The organism is Burkholderia sp. ABCPW 111, assembly GCF_000773065.1.
Lineage (GTDB): Bacteria > Pseudomonadota > Gammaproteobacteria > Burkholderiales > Burkholderiaceae > Burkholderia > Burkholderia savannae.
Window position 1 is genome coordinate 1 of sequence record NZ_JPWT01000068.1, and the last position, 22,756, is coordinate 22,756.

Genomic DNA, 22,756 nt, shown 5'->3' on the forward strand with positions numbered 1-22,756 from the left:
ATAGCGCACTGAAGTACCGCTCGCCTCGCGAGTTCCGGCGCTCGATGGATTCAGCAACCTTAGTGTGACGCCGTGTCCGGGATTACAGGGTCAACTCCATGCATATATTTTGTGCAAATTCCATAGTGCGGAAGATCATTCAGGCAACCACGGGGGAAAGGTGGTGACAACTTGGAACATATTGCGCGTTTCGTGGGGGTGATTCGTCATCCCAGGAGGATCAAAGCATTTGAATGCAGGACCAACGACGGCTGATTGGGCCGTGATGGCGGCGAAGTCCGTTATCCAGCCCGCAGCAGAGAAGGCGGAAGCGCTCGCCGCTTCGACTGGTGTGAGCGTCACGGTCAAGACCGACGTATATGTCGAGGACGGATCGGCTCATTGGGCTACCGTCCTGGCGGAGATGCTATGCGCCGACCCAGGATTGGCGAATGGGAATAGGGAGCGTATGGCGGATTTGCTGAAAGAGGCTTTGCGCTTGCAAGCGTTCACGGCTAACCGGTTGTCCAAACGTCTGTCCCGTGCACAGCGGACACTCGTAGCCGCAATCCTGGACAAGCACGGTTACGACACCACTACATTGACCACGGGGTTGAGCATCAGAGACATCGTGAAGGAGAGCATACGCGCTGGGTCTGCGAAGCCTGCGACGATATCGACCAAGTTCCACGCAGACCACATCGAGATTGACGGAGTGTCGTTCCAGTACCGGCCCAGAGAGCGCACCCCAATGGGGAAAGCGGAGAACGATTTCTGCATCCGTATTGCTGGTGTAGACGTACCGCTACTAGCTGTTCTACGACTCCGCAACATCGGCCTGGGAGAGTTCCGCCTAGCTGACAAGCGTGCAGTAGATGGGGCTGAGGGTAAGCAGAAGGAGAACCGGGAACGGCTTGAGCGAGAGTACAAGGAAAGTCCCCGGCTGGATCGGCTCTATGCAGATTTGCAGCGTGCTACCCGTGAGTCCGATAAGGAAAGACGGAAAGAGCGGCTCCGGTACGTGGATATCTGGTCGTATACGGGGCAGCGGTCGGAGCGGGTGTGATTGCTAGTCGTTTGCAGCGAGCATCCGGCTATTTGATGTAGTTCGGGTGTACGGCCAGTACCCTATCAATTTCCTCAATTGGGACCATCCCCACGTGGTTCCTCCCCACTCTGGCATCCGTCAGGATGCGCCGCGCAGTAGGTCGTGAGACTCCCAGCATTTCCGCCGCCTGCGTAATCGTTACGTGCGGCGGGCGAGGATGCCGAGCGGCGTATATCTCGACGGCCTTGGTGGCGATGTGGAGTGCATCCAACTCGGAAATTCCTGGCCCTTGCTTGACTATCTCCCGGATCACTTGCGGTTGATGTCGCGATTCAGGTAAGTGGTTCGTTCTGATTCTCGGCATAGCTCCCTCCTGGGCTTGGAGCGGACATTCTGCAACGTCGGTACGGAACTGTGAAGGAGTACGATGTTTAGGTAGTGCCTGTTCGAATCCGGAGTTCGAGTCCGGATTTACACCTTGTTAAGATGCCGAATCGATTCCTTTCGAGGTTGGCATGAACGACGACATTGCAAAGCGAGTTAAGCAGGCGGTGGAAGATGGGCGACTTCCTAATATGCGTGATCCGGCTAACGTTGGGTACATTCCTCCGGCTGAGGGATTAGCCCGCGCCCGTTTCGTCGGCTATTTCGAGCTTGGCACGCATGAGGAAGAATTCGAGGGCAAGAAGATCGACCGCGAAAAGGTCGATCTTGTCTTTGAACTGAGCGGCCCGAATCACGAACCTACCGTACAGGAAGGGCTGGTGATCCCGGTACGGATCACTGCGCGGGAGACGTTAGACATGTCGTACGGGGCCAGCTTCTATGAGCTATTCGACGCGATGGACGAGGCATGTGGCGGAGGCGCTACCCACATAGCCGAGATGCTGGGTGAGCCGTTCATCGTTGAGGTGTTCCACCGTAGAAGCAGGGACGGTAAGAGGGTCTATGCAAATCTGCGGGGGCCGGTGGGCTATAACGTCAAGGGTACGACGGTTCAAGACACGTTGACCGGTAAGCCCGTCGTTATCGAAGTGGCCCCGGCAATCACGGATGTGAAGGGGTTTATCTGGGGCATCGCAACCGCCGCTGACTGGTACGGCATCCACATACCCGACGAGTACCCAGAGCGACGCGACGCGGACGGAGTACTGATCAGGTCCGCCCGTTCGAAGAATGTTATTCAGGAGAAAATCGCAGCGGCGAAGAATTGGGCCGATCATCCGTTGTCGAAGGAGGTACAACTTGGGCCCGATCCGAACGAGCCGATACCGGCACGACGAGAAGAGTTGAGCGGAGAAGCTTTCAAGGCGTAGCAGGATGAGAATTGGCAACGGCTCAAGGAAGCATCAGCCCGGATAATACGGGAGAGTCAGCAGCAAGAGCCGCCGCCTAAGCGTGCGCGACGGCCCCGGAAGTCTCCTTAACCCAGCTTCTTCGCCAAATCCTCGGCGCGCAGATGCGTGTAGCGTTGGAGCATGCTCAGCGTCTTATGGCCGGTGATGCTGGCAACTTCCATCGGATTGAGACCTTTCTCGAATAGCCTGCTTGTTGCTTCGTGCCGGAGGTCGTGGAAGCGTAGCCCGTCGATCTTGGCCCGTGCCCTGGCTCGCCTGTACGCGCATTTGATGGCATCCACCGTTAGGCCGGGGAATACAGGCCCGCCCCTGTCGGTGGCAATAGCTGCTAATGCCTGTACCGCGCGCGTTGAAAGAGCTATTGCCCGACCTTCGCCATTCTTGGAATCCGGGAGCCAGAGGACGCGCCGGTCGATGTCAATGTTGGGCCACTCGATGTCGACAACCTCGCTTCGACGCATGCCGGTCTCAATAGCGAGTAGAACGGCAGGGTAAAGATGTTTGTTGCGTGCCTTTCTGCATTCGTAGAGCAATAGCGATTCCTCGCCTCCCTCCGTGCGCCTGTTGCGGGGCTTGTTGTGCTTTGGGCGGCGTATCCGGCTAACCGGGTTGGTGGGGAGATGGATTCCCCATTCGATCATCGCTGTAGAGAATACGTGCGAGAGGAGGTTTAGCTCCCGGTTGACCGTGCTTCCGCTTACTGCTTGTAGCCGTTCGTCGCGCCATTCGGCGAGGACGACAGCCGTAACGTTTGCAACCGCGTACTTGCAGAGATGCCACTTAAGCATTGACCGGATGCGCTTTGCCTCACCGGTTCCGCTTTTCTTGGTTGGTGAGACGCGCTCCGCGTACTTTTGGAGGAGGTCTCCTAGAGTGGTTTCGCGGGCCGTAGCAGTATCCACGAACATGCCGCGCCGCATCTCGGTTTCGACATCCCGCGCCCAGTCCTCAGCCTGCACCCTGGTGGGAAATGATTGGGATTGAGTGGGGAATCCCTTGAGTCGCACCTTTGCTTGCCAACGATGCTCTGGGGATTGGGTGTCGCGACGGGTAATGGTCGCCATGTGAAAACGCCTCCTAGGTGTCCCCGGAGTGTCCCGAGAGCAAACTAGGAGGCGTTTGAGCACTAGATAAGTGCTTGAATTCTTTGGTGGGCGGTACTGGGATCGAACCAGTGACCCCTGCCGTGTGAAGGCAGTGCTCTACCGCTGAGCTAACCGCCCAAAGAGCTATAAATTATGTCAGAGCTTTTTCGTTTCGTAAAGCACTTTTTCCAACATAACCCATCTGACGGGTGCGGACCGCGCATCGCGCGGCCCGGGACCGGATTCTACCGGCAATCGGGCACTTTTATCCAGCACTTTTTTAGCGCCGCGTGCGCCGTCACTTCGTCGCGCCGCGAAGGCGCCGGATCTCGTCGTCCAGATACTCCCCGAGCCGCTCGGCGACGGGTTCCCGCTCGTTCGCGCGCCGCAGCCGCAACGTGTGCGATTCGAGCGCATCGCCGCCAAGCGGCAGGTAGCGCAGCCGCTCGCTGCGCACCTGGCGCAGCACGCTCGGCACCAGCGCGACGCCCATCTCGAATTCGACCATCGTCAGCACCGTTTGCCACAAGCGCGCCTCGTGCCGGATCTGCGGGCTGAAGCCGGCGCTCACGCACTGCGCGATGATGAGGTCGTGGTAGTGGGGCGCCGCGTCGCGCGGGAACAGGATGAACGGCTCGTGCGCAAGCGTCGCGAGATCGATGCGCTTGCGCCGTGCAAGCCGGTGCGACGCGGGCAGGCAGCAAAGGAACGGCTCGGAGAAGATCGTGTCGGCGTCGATTTCGGGCGGGAACGTGCCCCAATGCGCGTAGCCGACGTCGATCTGCGCGCGCAGGATCGCCTGCACCTGCTCGTGCGTGTTCATCTCCTTCAGCACGACTTCGACGTTCGGATAGTCCGCCTCGAAGCGCCGCACCGCGGGCGGCAGTCCGCGGTACAGCATCGAATTGACGAAGCCGATCCTGAGCCGTCCCGCGAGCCCCGACGCCGACCGAATCGTCAGACGTCGCGCTTCCTGCGCCTGCAGCAGCAGCCGGCGCGCCTCGCCGAGCAGCACTTCGCCGGCATTCGTCAGCGCGACCGACTTGCTCGTGCGCGCGAACAGCTGCACGCCGAGTTCGTCCTCGAACTTGCGGATGTCGAAGCTGAGGGCCGGCTGCGAGATGAACAACCGTTTCGCCGCGCGGCCGAAATGCAGTTCCTCCGCGACGGCGACGAAGTAGCGCAATTGCTTCAGGTCCATCACGTCTCCGCTCGGGTCGATCGATAAATGCAGCTTATCGTACTGGATAAATCCTGTATTGGACGATTATCGATCGGGGTTCTACGCTCGTCGAACCAGGAGACATGCGCCAGGAGACAAGCGATGAACATGATGAAGGAAATCGTCGACGCGAGCGCGCCCGCGGCGGGCGCCGCCAACATCCCCGACTCGCGGGGCATCAACTTCTTCACGAGCGACCCCGATTGCGCGGCGCTGTTGCGGCTGCATCTCGGCGACGCGCGCTATCGCGGGCTCGAGCCCGAGCTGCGCGCGCTCGGGCTGCGCGCGTCGGACGAGCTCGACCGTCTCGCGTCGCGCGCCGACAAGAATCCGCCCGCGCTTCATCCGCGCACGCGCCGCGGCGAGCCCCTCGAATCGATCGACAAGCATCCGGACTACGTCGCGCTCGAGCGCGTCGCGTATGCGGAGCTCGGGCTGGCGGCGATGAGCCATCGCGCCGATGCGCCGCCGCCGCTCGTCAAGTACGCGCTGACGTTCCTGTTCGTCCAGGCCGAGTTCGGTCTCTGCTGTCCCGTCAGCATGACCGATTCGCTGACGCGCACGCTGCGCCGTTACGGTTCGCGCGAGCTCGTCGAGCGCTTCCTGCCGCGGCTCGCGTCGCGCGATTTCGACGTGCTGTATCAAGGCGCGATGTTCATGACCGAGCAGGCGGCGGGTTCCGACGTCGGCCGGATCGCGACGCGCGCGGTGCGCGAGACGGCCGCCGACGGCTCGACGGCCTGGCGTCTGTACGGCGACAAATGGTTCTGCTCGAACGCGGACGCCGATCTCGCGATGGTGCTCGCGCGGCCCGAGGGCGCGCCCGAGGGCGTCAAGGGGCTCGCGTTGTTCCTGTTGCCGAAGACGCTCGCCGACGGTTCGCGCAACCGCTATCGGATCGTGCGGCTGAAGGACAAGCTCGGCAGCCGCTCGATGGCGAGCGGCGAGATCACGCTCGAGGGCGCGCAAGCGTATCTGATCGGCGAGATCGGGCGCGGCTTTCATCAGATGGCGGACATGATCAACATGTCGAGGCTGTCGAACGGCGTGCGCGCGGCGGGGCTGATGCGCCGCGCGGCGACGGAGGCGCTGCACGTCGCGCGCCATCGCGAGGCGTTCGGCCGCAAGCTGATCGACATGCCGCTGATGCAGCGGCAGCTCGTCAAGATGCTCGTGCCGACCGAGCAGGCGCGGTCGCTCTTCATGCAGATCGCGCTGCTGCTCACGAAGGCGGACGCGGGCGATGCGCAGGCGGCCGGCTGCGTGCGGCTCCTCACGCCGCTCATCAAGTTCCGCGCGTGCCGCGATGCGCGGCGCGTCGCCGGCGACGCGATGGAGGTGCGCGGCGGCACCGGCTACATCGAGGAGTGGAGCGACGCGCGCGTGCTGCGCGACGCGCATCTCGGCTCGATCTGGGAGGGCACGAGCAACATCGTCGCGCTCGACGTCGCGCGGGCGGTCAAGCGCGAAGGCGCGCTCGCGCCGCTGCGCGCGTTCCTGTGCGCCACGCTCGACGCGGCGCGGCTGCCCGACGCGAGTGCGACGCGTTTGCGCCGCGCGCTCGATCGCGCGAGCGATGCGATCGAGCATGTCGCGCGGACGGGGGAAGACGCGCTCGTGCGGCAGGCGGCGTCCGCGCTCTATCACGCGACGACCGCGATCCTGCTCGCGAGCGAAGGGATGCGGCTTGCGCCCGATCACCGGCGGCTCGCGCTCGCGCATCTCGTGTTGCGCTACAGGCTTTCGCCCGTCGATCCGCTCGCGTTGCCGCGCGCCGATGCGCCCGCCGGCGTGCTCGCGGCGCTGCTGAACGATCGGCCGATCGCGCTCGACGATGCGCTGCGGCTGCTCGGCGATGGGTCGGGAGAGGCGGCATGAGCGGCGATGTCTCGAAGCGGTTCCCGCCGTCGAGCGGGCTTGTGGTCGATGCGGCGGCTGCGCGGGCGATCGGTTCGGCGCAGGCATCCGGTGGCGCCGGCGCGGCGGGGCATGCAGCGCACGCATCGTGTTCGGCGTTCGCGCCGCGCGAATCGCTCGTGCCGTCTAGCGAGCCGGGGATGAGAATCGTATCCATCGCGAACACCGCGAACACCGCGAACACCGCGAACACCGCGAACACCGCAAACACCGCAAACACCGCAAACACCGCAAACACCGCAAACACCGCAAACACCGCAAACACACCGAACCCAACCATCCCAAAAAACGCGACGACGACTACGACCGCGCCACCCAGTGCGCTCGCCGGCCTCAAGGTGATCGACCTGAGCCGCGTCCTCGGCGGCCCGTATTGCACGCAGGCGCTCGCGGACCACGGCGCGCGCGTGATCAAGATCGAGCCGCCGACGGGCGACGAAACGCGCGGCTGGGGCCCGCCGTTCTTCGACGACGACGCGTGGTACTTCATCGGCGTGAACCGCAACAAGGAGGGCATCGCGCTCGACCTGTCGCGCGACGAAGGCCGCGCGATTCTCTGGCGTCTGCTCGAGGACGCGGACGTGCTCGTCGAGAACTTCAAACCCGGCACGCTCGCGCGCTGGGGGATGGATTACGAACGCGACCTGCGCGCGCGCTTTCCGCGCCTGATTCACTGCGCGATCACCGGTTTCGGCGCCGACGGCCCGCTCGGCGGGCTGCCGGGCTACGACGCGGTGATTCAGGCGATGGCGGGCCTGATGAGCGTCAACGGCGACGCCGACGGCGAAGCGACGCGCATCGGCCTGCCGATCGTCGACATGGTGACGGGCCTGAACGCGCTCGCCGGCGTCCTGCTCGCGCTCGCCGAGCGCGAGAAGAGCGGCGCCGGCCAGTCGATCGACATCGCGCTGTACGACTGCGGCGTGTCGCTCCTGCATCCGCATCTGCCGAACTGGTTCGGCTCGGGGCGCACGCCCGCGCGCAGCGGCAACGCGCATCCGAACATCGCGCCGTACGACAGCTATCGCACCGCGAGCGCGCCGATTTTTCTCGCGGTCGGCAACGACCGTCAGTTCGCGCGGCTATGCGCGCATCTCGGCGTGCCGTCGCTCGCGAGCGATCCGCGTTTCGTCGACAACCGCAGCCGCTGCGCGCACCGCGCCGAGCTGAAGGCGCGCCTCGAAGCGCGGCTCGCCGAGCACGACTGCGAGACGCTCGCGCGCGAGCTGATGGGCGAGGGCGTGCCGTGCGGGCCGGTGCGCACGGTCGACGCCGTCGCGCGCGATCCGCACACGCTGCATCGCGCGCTCGTCGTCGAGATGGGCCGCTATCGCGGGGCGGCGTCGCCGATCAAGCTGTCGCGCACGCCCGCGACGTACCGCGTCGCGCCGCCGTCGCTCGGCCGCGACACGCGCGCGGTGCTCGATGCGCTCGGCATCGACGCGGCGACGCAGGCGCGGCTCGCCGAGGCGGGCGTGCTGAAGGAGGCGACATGAGCGAATGGACGCGGCCGCCGGCTTGACGCGGCGGCCGCGGCTCGATGGTCGGCGCGGGGCGAGCGCGCGGCCGGGCGTCCGAGGGCGATCGATGCGCCCGTCGGCCGAACCGCCCGCGACGCCCGCTTCGCACGGCCGAACCCGGAGCGATCCGGCCCGAACGGTGAAGGCGCGCGCGAGTCGCGCCACCGATGAAAGACATGGAGACAACGATGACATCCCTGCACGATGACCGCGCCGACCGCGCGCCGGTCGGCCAGCCCGCGCGCGCCGCGCTCGCGGCGTTCGTCGGCACGACGATCGAGTGGTACGACTTTTACATCTACGCGACCGCGTCCGCGCTCATCTTCGGCAAGCTGTTCTTTCCGTCGAGCGAGCCGTTCTTCAGCACGCTCGCGTCGTTCGGCACGTTCGCGGTCGGCTTTTTCGCGCGGCCGTTCGGCGGCCTCTTGTTCGGCCATCTCGGCGATCGGATCGGCCGCAAGAAGGCGCTCGTCGCGACGCTCGTGATCATGGCGCTCGGCACGGTCGGCATCGGGCTCTTGCCCGCGTATGCGCAGGCGGGCGTCGTCGCGCCGCTCGCGCTCGTCGTGCTGCGGATCGCGCAGGGCATCGCGATCGGCGGCGAATGGGGCGGCGCGGTGCTGATGGCGAGCGAGCACGCGGGCGCGGACAGGCGCACGTTCTTCGCGTCGTTCGCGCAGCTCGGCAGCCCGGCCGGCTTGATTCTCGCGCTCCTCGCGTTTCGTCTCGCGGCCGGGATGGAGCGCGACGCGTTCCTGTCGTGGGGCTGGCGGCTGCCGTTTCTCGCGAGCGCGGCGCTTCTCGTCGTCGGGCTCGCGATTCGCGCGGGCGTCGCCGAATCGCCGGAGTTCGCGCGCGTGAAGGCGCAGCGGCTCACGTCGGCGCTGCCCGTCGCAGAAGTGGTGCGCAACGCGTGGCGCACGGTGCTGCTCTGTCTCGGCGCGAACGTGATCGGCGTCGCCGGCGCGTGGTTCGTGAATACGTTCATGCTGAACTACACGACGCAAACGCTCGGGCTCGATCGCGCGATGATCCTCGATTGCCTGTTCGTCGTCGCGTTCATCCAGCTCGGCACGCAGCTCGCGTCCGGCTGGTTCGCGCAGCGCATCGGCACGGGGCGCTTCCTGAAGACGGCCGCCGCGCTCGCGATCGCTTCGCCGTATCCGATGTTCGCGCTCGTGTCGACGGGGCGGCCCGTCGCGATCGTCGCCGGCATCGCGATCGCGGTGATGTGCATGTCGAGCTCGTACGCGGTGATGGCGGGCTTCATGTCCACCGCATTCGACGTGCGCGTGCGCTACTCGGCGATCTCGCTGTCGTATCAGCTGTGCGCGGCGCTCGCGGGCGGGCTCACGCCGCTCGCGGGCACGCTGCTCGCGCACCGTTTCGCCGGCCAGTGGTGGCCGCTCGCCGCGTTCTACAGCGCGCTCGCGGCGGTGTCGCTCGTGTGCATCGCGACGCTCGAGCGCGGCAGGCGCGCCGACGTCGGGGCGGCGCGCGCGGCGCTCGCGAAGCCGTGACGGCGTGGCGCGGCGGGCCGGCGCGCGATCGCTCGGCGCACGGAACATGCCCGTAAAAAAACCTCGGGCAGCGATAGCTGCCCGAGGTTTTCATCCGACGCGCGGAACGTGGAACGTGGAGCGCGGAAGCGGCCGCGCGCGTCAGCCCTGCGTCGGCGGCACGTAGCCGGACGCCTGGTCCGCGCCTTCGCCGAAGAAATACTTCTCGGTCTGTTTCATCAGATACTGCCGCGCGCGCGGATCGGCCATGTTCAGCCGGTTCTCGTTGATGAGCATCGTCTGCTGCTTGAGCCAGCCTTGCCATGCTTCCTTCGACACGCTCTCGTACAACCGCTTGCCGAGCTCGCCGGGCAGCGGCGGGAAGTCGAGTCCCTCGGCTTCCTTGCCGAGCTTCGCGCAGTGAATCATCCGGGCCATCGTGTACCTCTCCTGTAATCGTAATCTGGGGGGAAGGGCGCGCCGCGCCGCTCAGAGCTGCTTCATCAGCACGAGCGACTTGCGCTGCCAGTTATAGAGCTTGCGGCGGTCTTCGGGCAGGTCGTCGACGCTCGCCTTCACGAAGCCGCGCTTCAGGAACCAGTGCTCGGTGCGGGTCGTGAGCACGAAGATCCGCGTGAGGCCGCGTGCGCGGGCGCGCTGCTCGACCCGCTTGAGGAGCCGCTCGCCGTCGCCGGAGCCTTGCGCTTCGGGCGCGACCGTCAGGCACGCCATCTCGCCGATCTTCTCCGTCGAGTACGGATAGAGCGCCGCGCAGCCGAACAGCACGCCGTCGTGCTCGATGACCGAGAAATGATCGATGTCGCGTTCGATCTGGTGGCGGCCGCGCCGCACGAGCGTGCCGTCCGTCTCGAGCGGCTCGATGAGGGTCAGGATGCCGCCGACGTCGTCCGGCGTCGCCTCGCGCAGGCTCTCGAGGTTCTCGTACGAGATCATCGTGCCGACGCCGTCGTGCAGGAACAGCTCGAGCAGCACGCTGCCGTCGAGCGACTGCGGAATCAGGTGCGCGCGCGCGACGCCGCCGCGGCATGCGCGGATCGCGTGCTTCAGGTAGAACGCGTCGTCGCCTTGCAGGTCGCCCGAGTCGAGCAGCTCGGCCGCGACGTCGAGCGACATCTCGCGCACGAGTTCGCCCGCTTCGTCGACGATGCCGGGCGACTCGGTGAGGAAGATGATCTTGTCCGCGCGCAGCGCGATCGCGGCCGCCGACGCGACGTCTTCCATCGACAGGTTGAACGCCTCGCCCGTCGGCGAGAAGCCGAGCGGCGAGAGCAGCACGAGCTTGCGGCTCGCGAGCGAATGGCGGATCGATTCGGCGTCGATCTTGCGCACGACGCCCGTGTGCGCGAAGTCGACGCCGTCGAGAATCCCGACCGGCCGCGCGGTGACGAAGTTGCCCGACACGACGCTGATGTGCGCGTGCGCCATCGGCGTGTTCGGCAAGCCCTGGCTGATCGCCGCCTCGATGTCGAGGCGCACTTCGCCCGCCGCCTCCTTCGCCGATTCGAGCGCGCGCGCGTCGGTGATCCGCAGGCCGTGCGAGAACGCCGATTCGACGCCGTGCAGGCTCAACTGCTCCTCGACCTGCGGCCGCGAGCCGTGCACGAGCACGATCTGGATGCCCATCGCCTGCAGCAGCGCGATGTCGGACACGAGCGCGCTCAGCAGCCCGCGCTGCACGACCTCGCCGCCGAAGCCGACGACGAACGTGCTGTTGCGGAACTTGTGGATATAGGGCGCGACGGAGCGCATCCAGTCGACGAACTGCGCGTGATGGACGGCTTCGTCGGCGGATTGCTGGGGCGCGACGCCCGATTGGGCGGCGGGAAGGTCGGTTTGGGAATTCATGGGCGGGATTATAATGCGCCCCCATGTCGAATGTACCTAAAAGTCCCGCTCAAAAAAGCGCGGGCACGCCGGGCGAGCCGCGCCCCGCCGGCGCGTCGGCGCAACGGCCGCCGCGCCCCCGGCAGACGGCCCCCGAGCCGGATCGCGCGCCGAGCGCCGAGCGCCGCGATTGCGGCCCTCGCGCCGCCCGGCCGCCGCGCGCGCGCATCGCGCCGAATCCCGTTCCGCCGATCACGTTTCCCGAGAGCCTGCCCGTGTCGGGCAAGCGCGACGAGATCGCGCGCGCGATCGCCGCTCACCAGGTCGTGATCGTCTGCGGCGAGACGGGCTCGGGCAAGACGACCCAGTTGCCGAAGATCTGCCTCGCGCTCGGTCGCGGCCTCGGCGCGGGCGGCTCGGGCCTGATCGGCCACACGCAGCCGCGCCGGCTCGCGGCGTCGTCGACGGGCCGGCGGATCGCGGAGGAGCTCGGCACGCCGTTCGGCGAGGTGGTCGGCTACAAGGTGCGCTTCACCGACAATCTCGCGCCGGGCGCGTCCGTCAAGCTGATGACGGACGGCATCCTGCTTGCCGAGACGCAGACCGATCCGCTGCTGAAGGCGTACGACACGCTCATCATCGACGAGGCGCACGAGCGCAGCCTGAACATCGATTTCCTGCTCGGCTACCTGAAGCAGATCCTGCCGAAGCGGCCGGAATTGAAGCTGATCGTCACGTCGGCGACGATCGACGCGGACCGCTTCGCGCGCCATTTCGGCAGCGACGAGCGGCCCGCGCCGGTGATCGAGGTGAGCGGGCGGCTGTATCCGGTCGAACTGCGCTACCGGCCGATCGCCGACGACCGGCCGGCCGCCGTGCGCCACGCGGAGGGCGCGGGCTCGGGCCGCGACCGCGCGAAGACCGCGCGCGAGGCGGAGCGCGACCTGATGGACGGCATCGTCGACGCGGTCGACGAGCTGTGCCGCGAAGGCCCGGGCGACGTGCTCGTGTTCCTCGCCGGCGAGCGCGAGATCCGCGACGCGGCCGAGGCGCTGCGCAAGCACCATCCGCCGCACACCGAGATCCTGCCGCTCTTCGCGCGGCTGTCGGCGGCCGAGCAGGAGCGCGTGTTCAAGCCGTCGAACGCGCGCCGGATCGTGCTCGCGACGAACGTCGCCGAGACGTCGCTCACGGTGCCGGGCATCCGCTACGTCGTCGATACGGGCCTCGCGCGCGTGAAGCGCTATTCGTACCGGAACAAGGTCGAGCAGTTGCAGATCGAGTCGGTTTCGCAGGCGGCCGCGAACCAGCGCGCGGGCCGCTGCGGCCGCGTCGCCGACGGCATCTGCATCCGCCTCTACGAAGAGAGCGATTTCGCCGGCCGCGCGCGCTTCACCGATCCGGAAATCCTGCGCTCGTCGCTCGCCTCGGTGATTCTGCGGATGAAATCGCTGCATCTGTCGGCGATCGAATCGTTCCCGTTCATCGAGCCGCCGCCCGGCCGAGCGATCGCGGACGGCTATCAGTTGCTCAACGAGCTCGGCGCGGTCGACGACGACAACGCGCTCACGCCGCTCGGCCGCGAGCTCGCGCGCCTGCCGCTCGATCCGCGGGTCGGGCGGATGATCCTCGCCGCGCGCGACCAGCAGGCTCTGCGGGAAGTGCTCGTGATCGCGAGCGCGCTGTCGGTGCAGGACCCGCGCGACCGCCCGCTCGACGCGCAGGAGCAGGCCGACCAGGCGCACCGGCGCTTCGCCGACGAGCGCTCCGAATTCGTCCAGTGGCTCAGGATCTGGGCGTGGTTCGAGGAGGCCGTCGCGCACAAGAAGTCCAACCGGCAGCTCGTCGACGCGTGCCGGCAGAATTTCCTGTCGCACCTGCGGCTGCGCGAGTGGCGCGACGTCCACTCGCAGCTCTTGACCGTCGTGCGCGAGCACGGCTGGCGGCTGAACGAGGCCGAAGCGACGTTCGAGCAGATCCACCTGTCGCTGCTGACGGGCCTGCTCGGCAACATCGGCTTCAAGGCCGACGACGAGCCGCACTATCTCGGCGCGCGCGGGATCAAGTTCCATCTGTGGCCCGGTTCCGCGCTCGTGAAGAAGGCGGGGCGCTGGGTGATGGCGGCCGAACTCGTCGAGACGAGCCGCCTGTACGCGCGCTGCATCGCGAAGATCGAGCCCGAATGGATCGAGCGGATCGGCGCGCACCTGCTGAAGAAATCGCTGTCGGAGCCGCACTGGGAGAAGCGCCCGGCGCAGGTCAGCGCGTACGAGCGCGCGACGCTGTACGGGCTCACCGTCTATCACCGGCGGCGCGTCGCGTTCGGCCGGCAGGACCCGGCGCGCGCGCGCGAGCTCTTCATTCGCGGCGCGCTCGTCGACGGCGAATTCGACACGAAGCTCGCGTTCTTCGCGCACAACCGCAAGCTGCTCGCCGACATCGAGCAGCTCGAGCACAAGTCGCGCCGGCAGGACGTGCTCGTCGACGACGCACTGATCCACGCGTTCTACGATCAGGCGATTGCGCAGGGCGTCTATACGGGCGCCGCGTTCGAGCGCTGGTATCGCGACGAGGTGAGGAAGAGCGGGCAGCCGGAGGACAAGCTGCGCCTGCTGTATCTGTCGCGCGACGACCTGATGCGCCACGAGGCCGCCGGCGTGACGACCGACCTGTTCCCGAAGCGCGCGACGATGGCGGGCGTCGAGATGGCGCTCTCGTATCACTTCGAGCCCGGCGCGCCGCGCGACGGCGTGACGCTCGCGGTGCCGCTGTTCGCGCTGAACCAGGTCGACGCGCGCCGCGCCGAGTGGCTCGTGCCGGGGATGCTGAAGGAGAAGGTGCAACTGCTGCTGAAGTCGCTGCCGCAGAAGCTGCGCCGCCATTGCGTGCCGCTGCCCGAGTACGCGGCGGGCTTCGTCGAGCGCGCCGGCGCCGAGCGCTTCGGCGCGGCCGGCGTAGGCGTGGGCGGCCTCGTCGAGGCGCTGATCGCCGACATCCGCGCAGAGACGCAGGTCGCGACGAAGACGTCCGACTTCAAGCTCGAGACGCTGCCCGCGCACCTGTTCATGAACTTCAAGGTGATCGACGAGCACGGCCGGCAGCTCGCGATGGGCCGCAATCTCGCGCAGTTGCGCGCGGAGCTGGGCGCGCAGGCGCAGCAGCACTTCCAGAAGATCGCCGCCGCGGCCACGCTCGCGCCGGCGGGCGACGGCGCGGGCACGGCCGCCGCCGCGATTGCGGCGGGCGGCGCGCGGCCCGCCGCCCGCGCCCGCGCCGGTGCAGGTGCAGGTGCAGGTGCAGGTGCGCGCGCCGGCGCGTCGTCGCAGGCCGCGGCGCCGTCGGCGGCGCAAGCGGGCGCGGCCGACGCCGGCGCGACGGCGCTCTACGAGAACCTCACGACGTGGAACTTCGGCAAGCTGCCGGAGCTGCTCGAGATCCGCCGGCGCGGCGAGACGCTGTTCGGCTATCCGGCGCTCGTCGATCGCGGCACGCATTGCGACGTCGAGGTGTTCGATTCGCCCGAGGAGGCGGCGCGGATTCACCGCGCGGGCCTCAGACGCCTGTTCGCGCTGCAGCTCAAGGAGCCGATCAAGTATCTGGAGAAGAACCTGCCGGGGCTGCGCGAGATGGCGATGCAGTACATGTCGCTCGGCACGCAGGACGAGCTGCGCGACCAGCTGATCGCGACGGCGCTCGATCGCGCGTGCCTGCAGGAGCCGCTGCCCGCCGACGACGCGAGCTTCCACGCGCGCCGCGACGAGGGCCGGAGCCGCCTGAACCTGCTCGCGCAGGAGATCGCGCGGCTCGTCGGGCAGATCCTCGCCGAATACGCGGGGCTCGCGAAGAAGCTCGCGCAGGCGAAGCCGTTCCCGGCCGCGCACGCGGACATGCAGGGCCAGCTCGCGGCGCTCGCCGGCAAGCGCTTCGTCGTCGACACGCCTTACGCACAGCTTGCGCACTTCCCGCGCTACCTGAAGGGAGTCGCGCTGCGGATCGACAAGCTGAAGGCCGATCCCGCCCGCGATGCGCGCCAGTTCGCCGAGCTGCAGCCGCTCGCGCAGCACTATCAGCGCTCGGTCGCGCAGCGCGGCGGCGTGTCGGACGCGCGGCTCGCCGAGTTCCGGTGGCTCCTCGAGGAGCTGCGGATCTCGCTTTTCGCACAGGAGTTGCGCACGCCGATGCCGGTGTCGGTCAAGCGGCTCTACAAAGTGTGGGAGTCGATGCAGCGCTGAACGCGGTTCAGAGTATGCGGGTTCACACACGGGCGCGGGACGTCAACCGGCGGCGCTCTCGCGCGTTTTACAATCACGCCAGTCCACGACGTGAGTCTTCATGCGCAATTTCCTCTTCCTCGGCCGCACGCTCGCGCTTGCCGCCGCCGTGCTGGCGCCCGTCGCCGCCTTCGCGAACAACGTGATCGTGCTGAATTCGGCCGAAGCGACGCTTTCCCTGATCGACGAGGGCTCCCGCCAGGTCGTCGGTCAGTATCCGACCGGCAAGGAGCCGCACCACCTGATGGCGACGCCCGACAATTCGTCGCTGATCGTCGCGAACTCGGTGTCCAACAGCCTGATGTTCCTCGATCCGAAGACGGGCAAGCCGCAGCGCACGCTCGAAGGAATCGACGATCCGTACCAGCTCGGCTTCTCGCCCGACCGCAAGTGGTTCGTCGCGGCGGGCCTGCGGCTCGACCGCGTCGACATCTACAGCTATGACGGCCGCGATCTGAAGCTCGCCAAGCGCGTGCCGCTCGAGGTGATGCCGAGCCACCTCGCGTTCACGAAGGACAGCAAGACGGTGCTCGTGTCGCTGCAGGTGTCGGGCGAGCTCGCCGCGATCGATCTGGCGACGCAGACGGTCAAGTGGAAGATGAAGGTCGGCAAGGTGCCGGCGGGCCTCTGGCTCACGCCCGGCGACAAGTACGTGCTGATCGGGATGACGGGCGCCGATTACGTCGCCGTCGTCGACTGGCGCAACCAGAAGATCGTGAAAACGATTCCGACCGGCAAGGGCGCGCACAACTTCCGCTCGCTCGCGGACGGCACGCACGTCGCCGTGACGAACCGGGTCGCGAACACGATCAGCATCATCGACGAGAACGCGCTCGTGAACGTCGGCGACATCACGGGCCTTTTGCCCGGCCCGGACGACATGGAGCTGTCCGCCGACAAGAAGACGCTGTGGGTGACGTTCCGCTTCGCGAAGAAGGTCGGCGTGATCGACCTGCCGAGCCGCAAGCTGATCCAGACGATTTCGGTCGGCCGCTCGCCGCACGGGATCTATTTCTACGACCGGGCACCGTGGACGGCGCCGAACGGCGCGTGACGAGGCGGGGGAGCGGTTCATGCTGCATATGATCGTCGCCGCGCTCGACGGCTTCGTGTCCGATCTGCAGACCTGGCTGTACGTCGATGTCGTGCAGCCGGTGATGTTCAAGGTCGGCCTGATGGATTACGACGAGGACACGTACGACGCGCTCTACTGGGTGATCGTCGGCGCGCTGCAAGTCGTCGCGATGTACGTGCTGCTGCGCCCGCTCGAGGCGCTGCGCCCGGTCGAGCAATGGGCGAACCGCAAGGAGGCGCGGGTCGACGTGATCTACACGCTGATCGCGAAGCTCGGGATCTTCAACCTGTTCTTCTTTTTCGCGTTGCAGCCGCTTTTCGACAACTTCCAGGCGCGGCTGCGCCTCTATGGCGTCTCGAACTTCAATCTCGACTACCTGTGGCCGGGCGTCACGTCGAAGCCGGTCGTCGCGTTCGCGATCTACCTGATCGTGCTCGATTTCGCCGGCTACTGGTATCACCGCTGGCAGCACCGGATCGGCGTGTGGTGGGAGCTGCACGCGGTGCATCACAGCCAGCGCCAGATGTCGCTCTGGTGCGACGACCGCAATCACCTGCTCGACGACGTGATCCAGGCGTGCTTTTTCGCGGCGATCGCGCTCGTGATCGGCGTGTCGCCGTCGCAGTTCGTCGTGCTGACCGCGCTCACGAACTTCGTGCAGAGTGTCCAGCATACGAACGCTAGGCTGCCGTTCGGCTGGCTCGGCGAACGCCTGTTCGTCAGCCCGACGTTCCACCGCCGCCATCATGCGGTCGGCTATGGCCACGAGGGCACGAAATACGGCTGCAACTTCGGCGTGCTGTTCCCGTGGTGGGACATGCTGTTTCGCACCGCGTCGTGGAACCGCACGCCGGAGCCGACGGGAATCCGCGAGCAGTACGAAGGGGTGTCGTATGGCGACGGCTTCTGGGCGCAGCACTGGCTCGCGTTCGTGCGGATCGCACGGCGGCTCGCGCCGAAGAAGGCGCGCGGCGCTGCTTCGGCGTAAGCGGGGCGCGGCGGGGGCGGGGCGAGCGGCGTTTCGGGCCGGCTCGGGCGGGGGGGCGCGGCGGCGTGCGGCGCCAGCTGGAAATCGCGCGCGCCGCGCCGTGCGTTTCGTCCGCGAAGCGGGTCTTTCGAATGGGCCGCCCGGGGCCGTCGTTCCCGGCGAGTCTGTCGCTTCTTTCTCGGCGTCGCGTCGAGCGGCGCTTTCAGCGGCGCTTTGTGTTCGTTTCCGGGCGATTTCCGTCGCTGCCCATCTGTGTTTTCACGCGTTTTCGGGCCGCGTCCGGACTTTTGCCGACGCCCGACGCCCGGCGGACGGCATGCGAGCGCGGCGGCGGTTTCCCGGGCGATGCCGGGCGGCTTTTCGCTTCGGGTTTCATTCGCCGTTGATACCGTATTTCGGCGGCCGGCCATTGCCATATTGGTCGCGCGACGCCGCGATCGCTGCCCAACCGCCCAACTGCCCGCTGCCCTTTGTTCGTCACCCGTTGCCTGTCACGCCCGCTCTCGTTTCCGTTGCCCATCGCGCATCGCCCGACGCTCGCCGGCCATCGCCCGCGGCGCATGCACGCGATTCTCGCGTTCGCCATCCGACGCCGTGCTGCCGCCCCGTTTTGCCGCGCGCATGCCGCGTGGTTTATCCTTTCCGAGCCTTTCCCAATTCTCGATCGATGATCCGTCCCGCATGAACGATCTGCTGCGCTCCTTCGGCCGGGCGCTCGCGAGTGCGCTGCACCCGCGGATGCTCTGGCTCACCTTCATGCCGTTTATCGTCGCCGCGGTGGTTTGGGGCGTCGTGCTGTGGTTCGCGTGGCAGCCGCTCGTCGACGCCGCGCGCGCCGCGCTCGACGGCTTCGCGCTGACGGCGCTCCTCTATAAGTTTTTCAACGCGATCGGCGCGTCGCAGTTGCATGCGGTCGTCGCGCCGTTCGTCGTCGTGTCGCTCACGATCCCGCTCATCGTGCTGACCGTGCTGCTGCTGATCGCGACGCTGTCGATGCCGGCCGTCGTCACCCATCTGTCGAAGCGGCAGTTCGCATCGCTCGAGATGAAGCGCGGCGGCAACTGGTTCGGCAGCGTGTTCAATTCGCTGTGGGCCGCGCTCGCGAGCATCGTGCTGCTGATCGTCACGGTGCCGCTGTGGCTGATTCCGCCGTTCTTCGCGCTGCTGCCGCCCGTGATCTGGGGCTGGCTCACGTACCGCGTGATGACCTACGACGCGCTCGCGCTGCACGCGAGCGCGGACGAGCGCCGCATGCTCGTCCGCAAGCATCGCTGGCCGCTCTTCGGGATCGGCGTCGCGAGCGGGCTGCTCGGCACCGTGCCGACTTTCATCTGGGTGTCGTCGATCTGGATGATGGTGCTGTTTCCGTTCGTCGCCGCCGCGATGATCTGGGTCTACGCGTTCATCCTGGTGTTTTCGGCGCTGTGGTTCGGCTTCTATTGCCTGCGCGCGCTGCAGGATCAACGCGCGGCGGCGGCGAGCGCGACTTCCACGGATTTGACGAGGCAAGCATGACCATCGGCATCATCATCATCGGCGACGAGATCCTGTCCGGCCGCCGCGAAGACAAGCACCTCGCAAAGGTGATCGAGCTCCTGAGCGCGCGGGGGCTCGCGCTAGGCTGGGCCGAGTACGTCGGCGACGATCCCGCGCGGATCACGGCGACGCTCGCGCGCACGTTCGCGTCGGGCGACATCGTGTTCTCGACGGGCGGCATCGGCGCGACGCCCGACGACCACACGCGCCAGTGCGCGGCCGCCGCGCTCGGCGTGCCGCTCGAGCTGCACCCGCAGGCGAAGGCGCTGATCGAGGAGCGGATTCGCGAGACGCACACGGACCCGGCGACGCCCGTCGATCTCGATTCGCCCGAGAACCGCCATCGCCTCAACATGGGCGTGTTTCCGCGCGGCGCGACGATCATTCCGAACGGCTACAACCGGATTCCGGGTTTTTCGTGCGCCGACCACCACTTCGTGCCTGGTTTTCCGGTCATGGCGTGGCCGATGATCGAATGGGTGCTCGACACGAAGTACGCGCACCTGCACCACGCGACGCCGCACGCGGAGCGTTCGCTTTATGTGTTCGAGCTGCCCGAATCGACGCTGACGCCGCTGATGGAGAAGATTGAGCGCGACTTTCCGGGCGTGCGGGTGTTCAGCCTGCCGAGCGTGGGCGATGCGGAAAAGGGCGGGATCTATGCGCGCCGGCACATCGATCTCGGCGTGAAGGGCGAGCCGGAAGCGGTCGCGGCCGCGTTCGTGAAGCTGCGCGAAGGCGTGCATCTGCTCGGCGGCGATATCGTCGAGCCGCAACGCGGCTGAGCCGGGCGGGCGGCGCAGGCCATCGCCGCGCCGATGCAAGATTGCCAGGCGATAGAAGAAAAGAGGAAGGGCGCTTGATCGCGCCCGGGCCGCATGCCCGTCGACGCCGACGGGCGTCGCATCTTGCGTGACCGACCCGACCGACCCGACCGACCCGACCGACCCGACCGACCCGACCGACCCGACCCGACCGACCCGACCCGACCGACTGCCTCGCCCCACACCGGGCCGCCCGACGCCGGCGCCCCGGCGCCGCCGTGGCGCGTCACGTCATCGCCGTGTCATCGGCCGGCCCGACGATGGCGGGCGGCAGTGCGCGTTACGCGCCGATCCAGGGCAGGCCGCGATGGCACCAGCCTTCGACGGTCTTGCGGTGTCCTTGCGCGTCCTTTGCGCCTTCGAACCCTTCAAGCAGATCGAACGCCTTCGTGAAGCCGGCCTGCGCGGCGGCCACCGCGGCAAGCTTCGAGCGCGCGGCGCTGCGGCACAGGAACAGAATCGGCTGATCGGGCTGCGCGGCCATGCGCAGCTGATCGATGAATTCCGCGTTCGGCACGCCGCCCGGATAGCGGGTCCATTCGATGTGCGCGTACTGGCCGTCGCCGACGAGCGGGCGGCCGACCCAGTCGAGCTCCGCGCGGGTGCGCACGTCGACGAGGCGCGCGGTCGGATCGAGTTGCAGCAGTTCGAAGGCCTCGGCGGGCGAGAGCGCGCCCGCGTAGTTCAGGTTGCCTTGCGTGCGGCGCGTGTCGGCTTGCGCGTAAAGCTGTTCAAGCGTACTCATGGCGGGAGGTCTCCTGCGGATCAAAAAAGCATTCTAGCGCGCCGGGTGCGCGGCGACGGCCGGCGATTTCCGGCAGGCGATCGCTTCGATGTGCGGTTGTCACCGAAAAGGTGCAAAATGCTCGATCGGCACCAAAATAGGGATTTTCGTGTGTGCGGAACCATACATTGCACAACCGAGGTGCGCGCTGGGCGGCGTCCGGGCGCATCGAAGCCCCGAAAGGGCGCGCCCCGGCCCTGACGGGGCGAGCCCTCGCGCGTTTCGCGCCGATCTGGCGCATGCATGGCATGGAAGCTGCTACAAAGATCCCGTTCGAATCGGTTGTACGCGGCAAAGAACGCTGCGCTCAGCAGCTCGCTTAACGAGGCGGTCCCAGTCCGCCGGATTTGTTCAATCAGGAGAAGAGGTTATGAGTAAAACCGTCGCCGACGTCATGCAGCTCGTGAAGGACGAGGACGTCAAGTTTGTCGATTTCCGCTTCACGGACACGCGCGGCAAGGAGCAACACGTGTCGGTGCCGGTGTCGGCCTTCGGCGAGGACAAGTTCGAAAGCGGCCACGCGTTCGACGGCTCGTCGATCGCGGGCTGGAAGGGCATCGAGGCGTCGGACATGCTGCTCATGCCGGACCCGAACGCCGCCTTCATCGACCCGTTCTACGAAGAGTCGACCCTCGTTCTGACCTGCGACGTCGTCGAGCCCGCGGACGGCAAGGGCTACGAGCGCGATCCGCGCTCGCTCGCGAAGCGCGCCGAAGCGTACCTGAAGAGCACGGGCATCGGCGACACCGCGTACTTCGGTCCGGAGCCGGAATTCTTCATCTTCGACTCGGTGCAATGGAACACCGACATGTCGGGCTGCTTCGTGAAGATCAACTCGGAAGAAGCGCCGTGGTCGTCGGGCAAGGAATTCGAAGGCGGCAACACGGGCCACCGCCCGGGCGTGAAGGGCGGCTACTTCCCGGTCGCGCCGGTTGACCAGTTCCAGGACATGCGCTCGGAAATGTGCCTGCTGCTCGAGCAGATCGGCATTCCGGTGGAAGTGCACCACCACGAAGTGGCGGGCCAGGGCCAGAACGAAATCGGCACGAAGTTCTCGACGCTCGTCGAGCGCGCGGACTGGACGCAATGGGCGAAGTACATCATCCATAACGTCGCGCACTCGTACGGCAAGACGGCGACGTTCATGCCGAAGCCCGTCGTCGGCGACAACGGCTCGGGCATGCACGTTCACCAGTCGATCTGGAAGGACGGCCAGAACCTGTTCGCGGGCAACGGCTACGCGGGCCTGTCCGAAACGGCGCTCTTCTACATCGGCGGCATCATCAAGCACGCGCGCGCGCTGAACGCGATCACGAACCCGACGACGAACTCCTACAAGCGTCTCGTGCCGCACTTCGAAGCGCCCGTGAAGCTCGCGTACTCGGCGCGCAACCGCTCGGCGTCGATCCGCATTCCGCACGTGTCGAACCCGAAGGGCCGCCGCATCGAAACGCGCTTCCCGGACCCGATGGCGAACCCGTACCTGTGCTTCACCGCGCTGATGATGGCGGGTCTCGACGGCATCCAGAACAAGATCCATCCGGGCGAGGCCGCGGACAAGAACCTGTACGATCTGCCGCCGGAAGAGGATGCAAAGATCCCGACCGTGTGCGCGGGCCTCGACCAGGCGCTCGAAGCACTCGACAACGACCGCGAGTTCTTGACGCGCGGCGGCGTGTTCACGGACGCGATGATCGATGCGTACCTCGGCCTCAAGGAGCAGGAGCTCGCGAAGTTCCGCATGACGACGCACCCGATCGAGTTCGAGATGTACTACTCGCTGTAAGCGGCGATGGCGCTTCGTC

General features: G+C 66.9%; 16 protein-coding genes and 1 tRNA gene. 11 read left to right on the top strand and 6 right to left on the bottom strand.

From position 1 onward, the window contains the following. Window positions 1-265: 265 nt before the first annotated feature. Complete coding sequence (locus tag X946_RS14965; RefSeq protein ID WP_038748756.1) at window positions 266-1,045, top strand: hypothetical protein; 780 nt, start codon at window positions 266-268, stop codon at window positions 1,043-1,045. A gap of 497 nt (window positions 1,046-1,542) precedes the next feature. Beyond that, window positions 1,543-2,343, top strand: a complete 801-nt coding sequence (locus X946_RS14970; RefSeq protein WP_052145096.1) for a hypothetical protein — start codon at window positions 1,543-1,545, stop codon at window positions 2,341-2,343. A gap of 107 nt (window positions 2,344-2,450) precedes the next feature. On the opposite strand, the gene X946_RS14975 is transcribed toward X946_RS14970, so the two are convergent. From X946_RS14975 to X946_RS14985, 3 genes are all read right to left on the bottom strand, one after another. Further along, window positions 2,451-3,449: a tyrosine-type recombinase/integrase gene (locus tag X946_RS14975; RefSeq protein ID WP_038748758.1), complete on the bottom strand. Its 999-nt coding sequence runs from the start codon at window positions 3,447-3,449 to the stop codon at window positions 2,451-2,453. 84 nt (window positions 3,450-3,533) lie between these two features. Further along, window positions 3,534-3,608 (bottom strand) — tRNA-Val (locus X946_RS14980). Window positions 3,609-3,768: 160 nt separating this feature from the next. Continuing rightward, entirely contained in the window at window positions 3,769-4,671 is a 903-nt protein-coding gene (locus X946_RS14985; protein WP_038748759.1) for a LysR family transcriptional regulator, read from the bottom strand. A 123-nt stretch (window positions 4,672-4,794) separates the two neighbouring features. Between X946_RS14985 and X946_RS14990 the strand changes: the two genes are divergently transcribed. The 3 genes from X946_RS14990 to X946_RS15000 all read left to right on the top strand — a co-directional run bounded on the left by X946_RS14990 (window position 4,795) and on the right by X946_RS15000 (window position 9,649). Beyond that, the gene (locus X946_RS14990) at window positions 4,795-6,570 is read left to right on the top strand and encodes an acyl-CoA dehydrogenase family protein (protein WP_081989589.1); all 1,776 of its coding nucleotides are present in this window, start codon (window positions 4,795-4,797) and stop codon (window positions 6,568-6,570) included. Continuing rightward, entirely contained in the window at window positions 6,567-8,105 is a 1,539-nt protein-coding gene (locus X946_RS14995) for a CaiB/BaiF CoA transferase family protein (protein WP_038748761.1), read from the top strand. The genes X946_RS14990 and X946_RS14995 overlap by 4 nt, the downstream gene beginning before the upstream one ends. Window positions 8,106-8,317: 212 nt before the next feature. Next, window positions 8,318-9,649, top strand: a complete 1,332-nt coding sequence (locus X946_RS15000; protein WP_038748844.1) for an MFS transporter — start codon at window positions 8,318-8,320, stop codon at window positions 9,647-9,649. A 141-nt stretch (window positions 9,650-9,790) separates the two neighbouring features. Here X946_RS15000 and X946_RS15005 read toward each other — a convergent pair whose 3' ends face one another. Further along, on the bottom strand, window positions 9,791-10,066 hold the full coding sequence (locus X946_RS15005) for an oxidative damage protection protein (protein WP_038748763.1): 276 nt from the start codon (window positions 10,064-10,066) through the stop codon (window positions 9,791-9,793). Window positions 10,067-10,117: 51 nt separating this feature from the next. Next, a complete protein-coding gene (gene argA / locus X946_RS15010; protein WP_038748765.1) occupies window positions 10,118-11,494 on the bottom strand; it encodes an amino-acid N-acetyltransferase in 1,377 nt (458 codons plus the stop codon). 23 nt (window positions 11,495-11,517) lie between these two features. On the opposite strand from argA, the gene hrpA reads away from it, so the two are divergent. The 5 genes from hrpA (at window position 11,518) to X946_RS15035 (ending at window position 20,128) form a co-directional block, all read left to right on the top strand. Then, window positions 11,518-15,705, top strand: coding sequence for an ATP-dependent RNA helicase HrpA (gene hrpA / locus X946_RS15015; RefSeq protein WP_038748767.1), 4,188 nt, complete (start codon window positions 11,518-11,520; stop codon window positions 15,703-15,705). A 100-nt stretch (window positions 15,706-15,805) separates the two neighbouring features. Further along, window positions 15,806-16,798: a YVTN family beta-propeller repeat protein gene (locus X946_RS15020; RefSeq protein ID WP_038748769.1), complete on the top strand. Its 993-nt coding sequence runs from the start codon at window positions 15,806-15,808 to the stop codon at window positions 16,796-16,798. A 19-nt stretch (window positions 16,799-16,817) separates the two neighbouring features. Beyond that, window positions 16,818-17,807, top strand: a complete 990-nt coding sequence (locus X946_RS15025) for a sterol desaturase family protein (RefSeq protein ID WP_038748770.1) — start codon at window positions 16,818-16,820, stop codon at window positions 17,805-17,807. Between the two features lie 681 nt (window positions 17,808-18,488). Beyond that, entirely contained in the window at window positions 18,489-19,322 is an 834-nt protein-coding gene (locus X946_RS15030) for an EI24 domain-containing protein (protein ID WP_038748772.1), read from the top strand. Beyond that, window positions 19,319-20,128 carry a competence/damage-inducible protein A gene (locus X946_RS15035; RefSeq protein ID WP_038748774.1) on the top strand — a complete coding sequence of 270 codons (810 nt, stop codon included), beginning with the start codon at window positions 19,319-19,321 and terminating at the stop codon, window positions 20,126-20,128. The genes X946_RS15030 and X946_RS15035 overlap by 4 nt, the downstream gene beginning before the upstream one ends. A gap of 319 nt (window positions 20,129-20,447) precedes the next feature. Here X946_RS15035 and X946_RS15040 read toward each other — a convergent pair whose 3' ends face one another. After that, window positions 20,448-20,912, bottom strand: coding sequence for a rhodanese-like domain-containing protein (locus X946_RS15040; RefSeq protein ID WP_038748775.1), 465 nt, complete (start codon window positions 20,910-20,912; stop codon window positions 20,448-20,450). Window positions 20,913-21,321: 409 nt separating this feature from the next. On the opposite strand from X946_RS15040, the gene glnA reads away from it, so the two are divergent. Then, the gene (glnA, locus tag X946_RS15045; protein WP_038748777.1) at window positions 21,322-22,737 is read left to right on the top strand and encodes a type I glutamate--ammonia ligase; all 1,416 of its coding nucleotides are present in this window, start codon (window positions 21,322-21,324) and stop codon (window positions 22,735-22,737) included. Window positions 22,738-22,756: the final 19 nt, after the last annotated feature.

Bases quoted from the DNA above. Each gene is read 5' to 3' on its own strand.
- X946_RS14965 (WP_038748756.1), top strand. From the start codon at position 266: ATGGCGGCGAAGTCCGTTATCCAGCCCGCAGCAGAGAAGGCGGAAGCG.
- X946_RS14970 (WP_052145096.1), top strand. From the start codon at position 1,543: ATGAACGACGACATTGCAAAGCGAGTTAAGCAGGCGGTGGAAGATGGG.
- X946_RS14975 (WP_038748758.1), bottom strand. From the start codon at position 3,449: ATGGCGACCATTACCCGTCGCGACACCCAATCCCCAGAGCATCGTTGG.
- X946_RS14985 (WP_038748759.1), bottom strand. From the start codon at position 4,671: ATGGACCTGAAGCAATTGCGCTACTTCGTCGCCGTCGCGGAGGAACTG.
- X946_RS14990 (WP_081989589.1), top strand. From the start codon at position 4,795: ATGAACATGATGAAGGAAATCGTCGACGCGAGCGCGCCCGCGGCGGGC.
- X946_RS14995 (WP_038748761.1), top strand. From the start codon at position 6,567: ATGAGCGGCGATGTCTCGAAGCGGTTCCCGCCGTCGAGCGGGCTTGTG.
- X946_RS15000 (WP_038748844.1), top strand. From the start codon at position 8,318: ATGACATCCCTGCACGATGACCGCGCCGACCGCGCGCCGGTCGGCCAG.
- X946_RS15005 (WP_038748763.1), bottom strand. From the start codon at position 10,066: ATGGCCCGGATGATTCACTGCGCGAAGCTCGGCAAGGAAGCCGAGGGA.
- argA (WP_038748765.1), bottom strand. From the start codon at position 11,494: ATGAATTCCCAAACCGACCTTCCCGCCGCCCAATCGGGCGTCGCGCCC.
- hrpA (WP_038748767.1), top strand. From the start codon at position 11,518: ATGTCGAATGTACCTAAAAGTCCCGCTCAAAAAAGCGCGGGCACGCCG.
- X946_RS15020 (WP_038748769.1), top strand. From the start codon at position 15,806: ATGCGCAATTTCCTCTTCCTCGGCCGCACGCTCGCGCTTGCCGCCGCC.
- X946_RS15025 (WP_038748770.1), top strand. From the start codon at position 16,818: ATGCTGCATATGATCGTCGCCGCGCTCGACGGCTTCGTGTCCGATCTG.
- X946_RS15030 (WP_038748772.1), top strand. From the start codon at position 18,489: ATGAACGATCTGCTGCGCTCCTTCGGCCGGGCGCTCGCGAGTGCGCTG.
- X946_RS15035 (WP_038748774.1), top strand. From the start codon at position 19,319: ATGACCATCGGCATCATCATCATCGGCGACGAGATCCTGTCCGGCCGC.
- X946_RS15040 (WP_038748775.1), bottom strand. From the start codon at position 20,912: ATGAGTACGCTTGAACAGCTTTACGCGCAAGCCGACACGCGCCGCACG.
- glnA (WP_038748777.1), top strand. From the start codon at position 21,322: ATGAGTAAAACCGTCGCCGACGTCATGCAGCTCGTGAAGGACGAGGAC.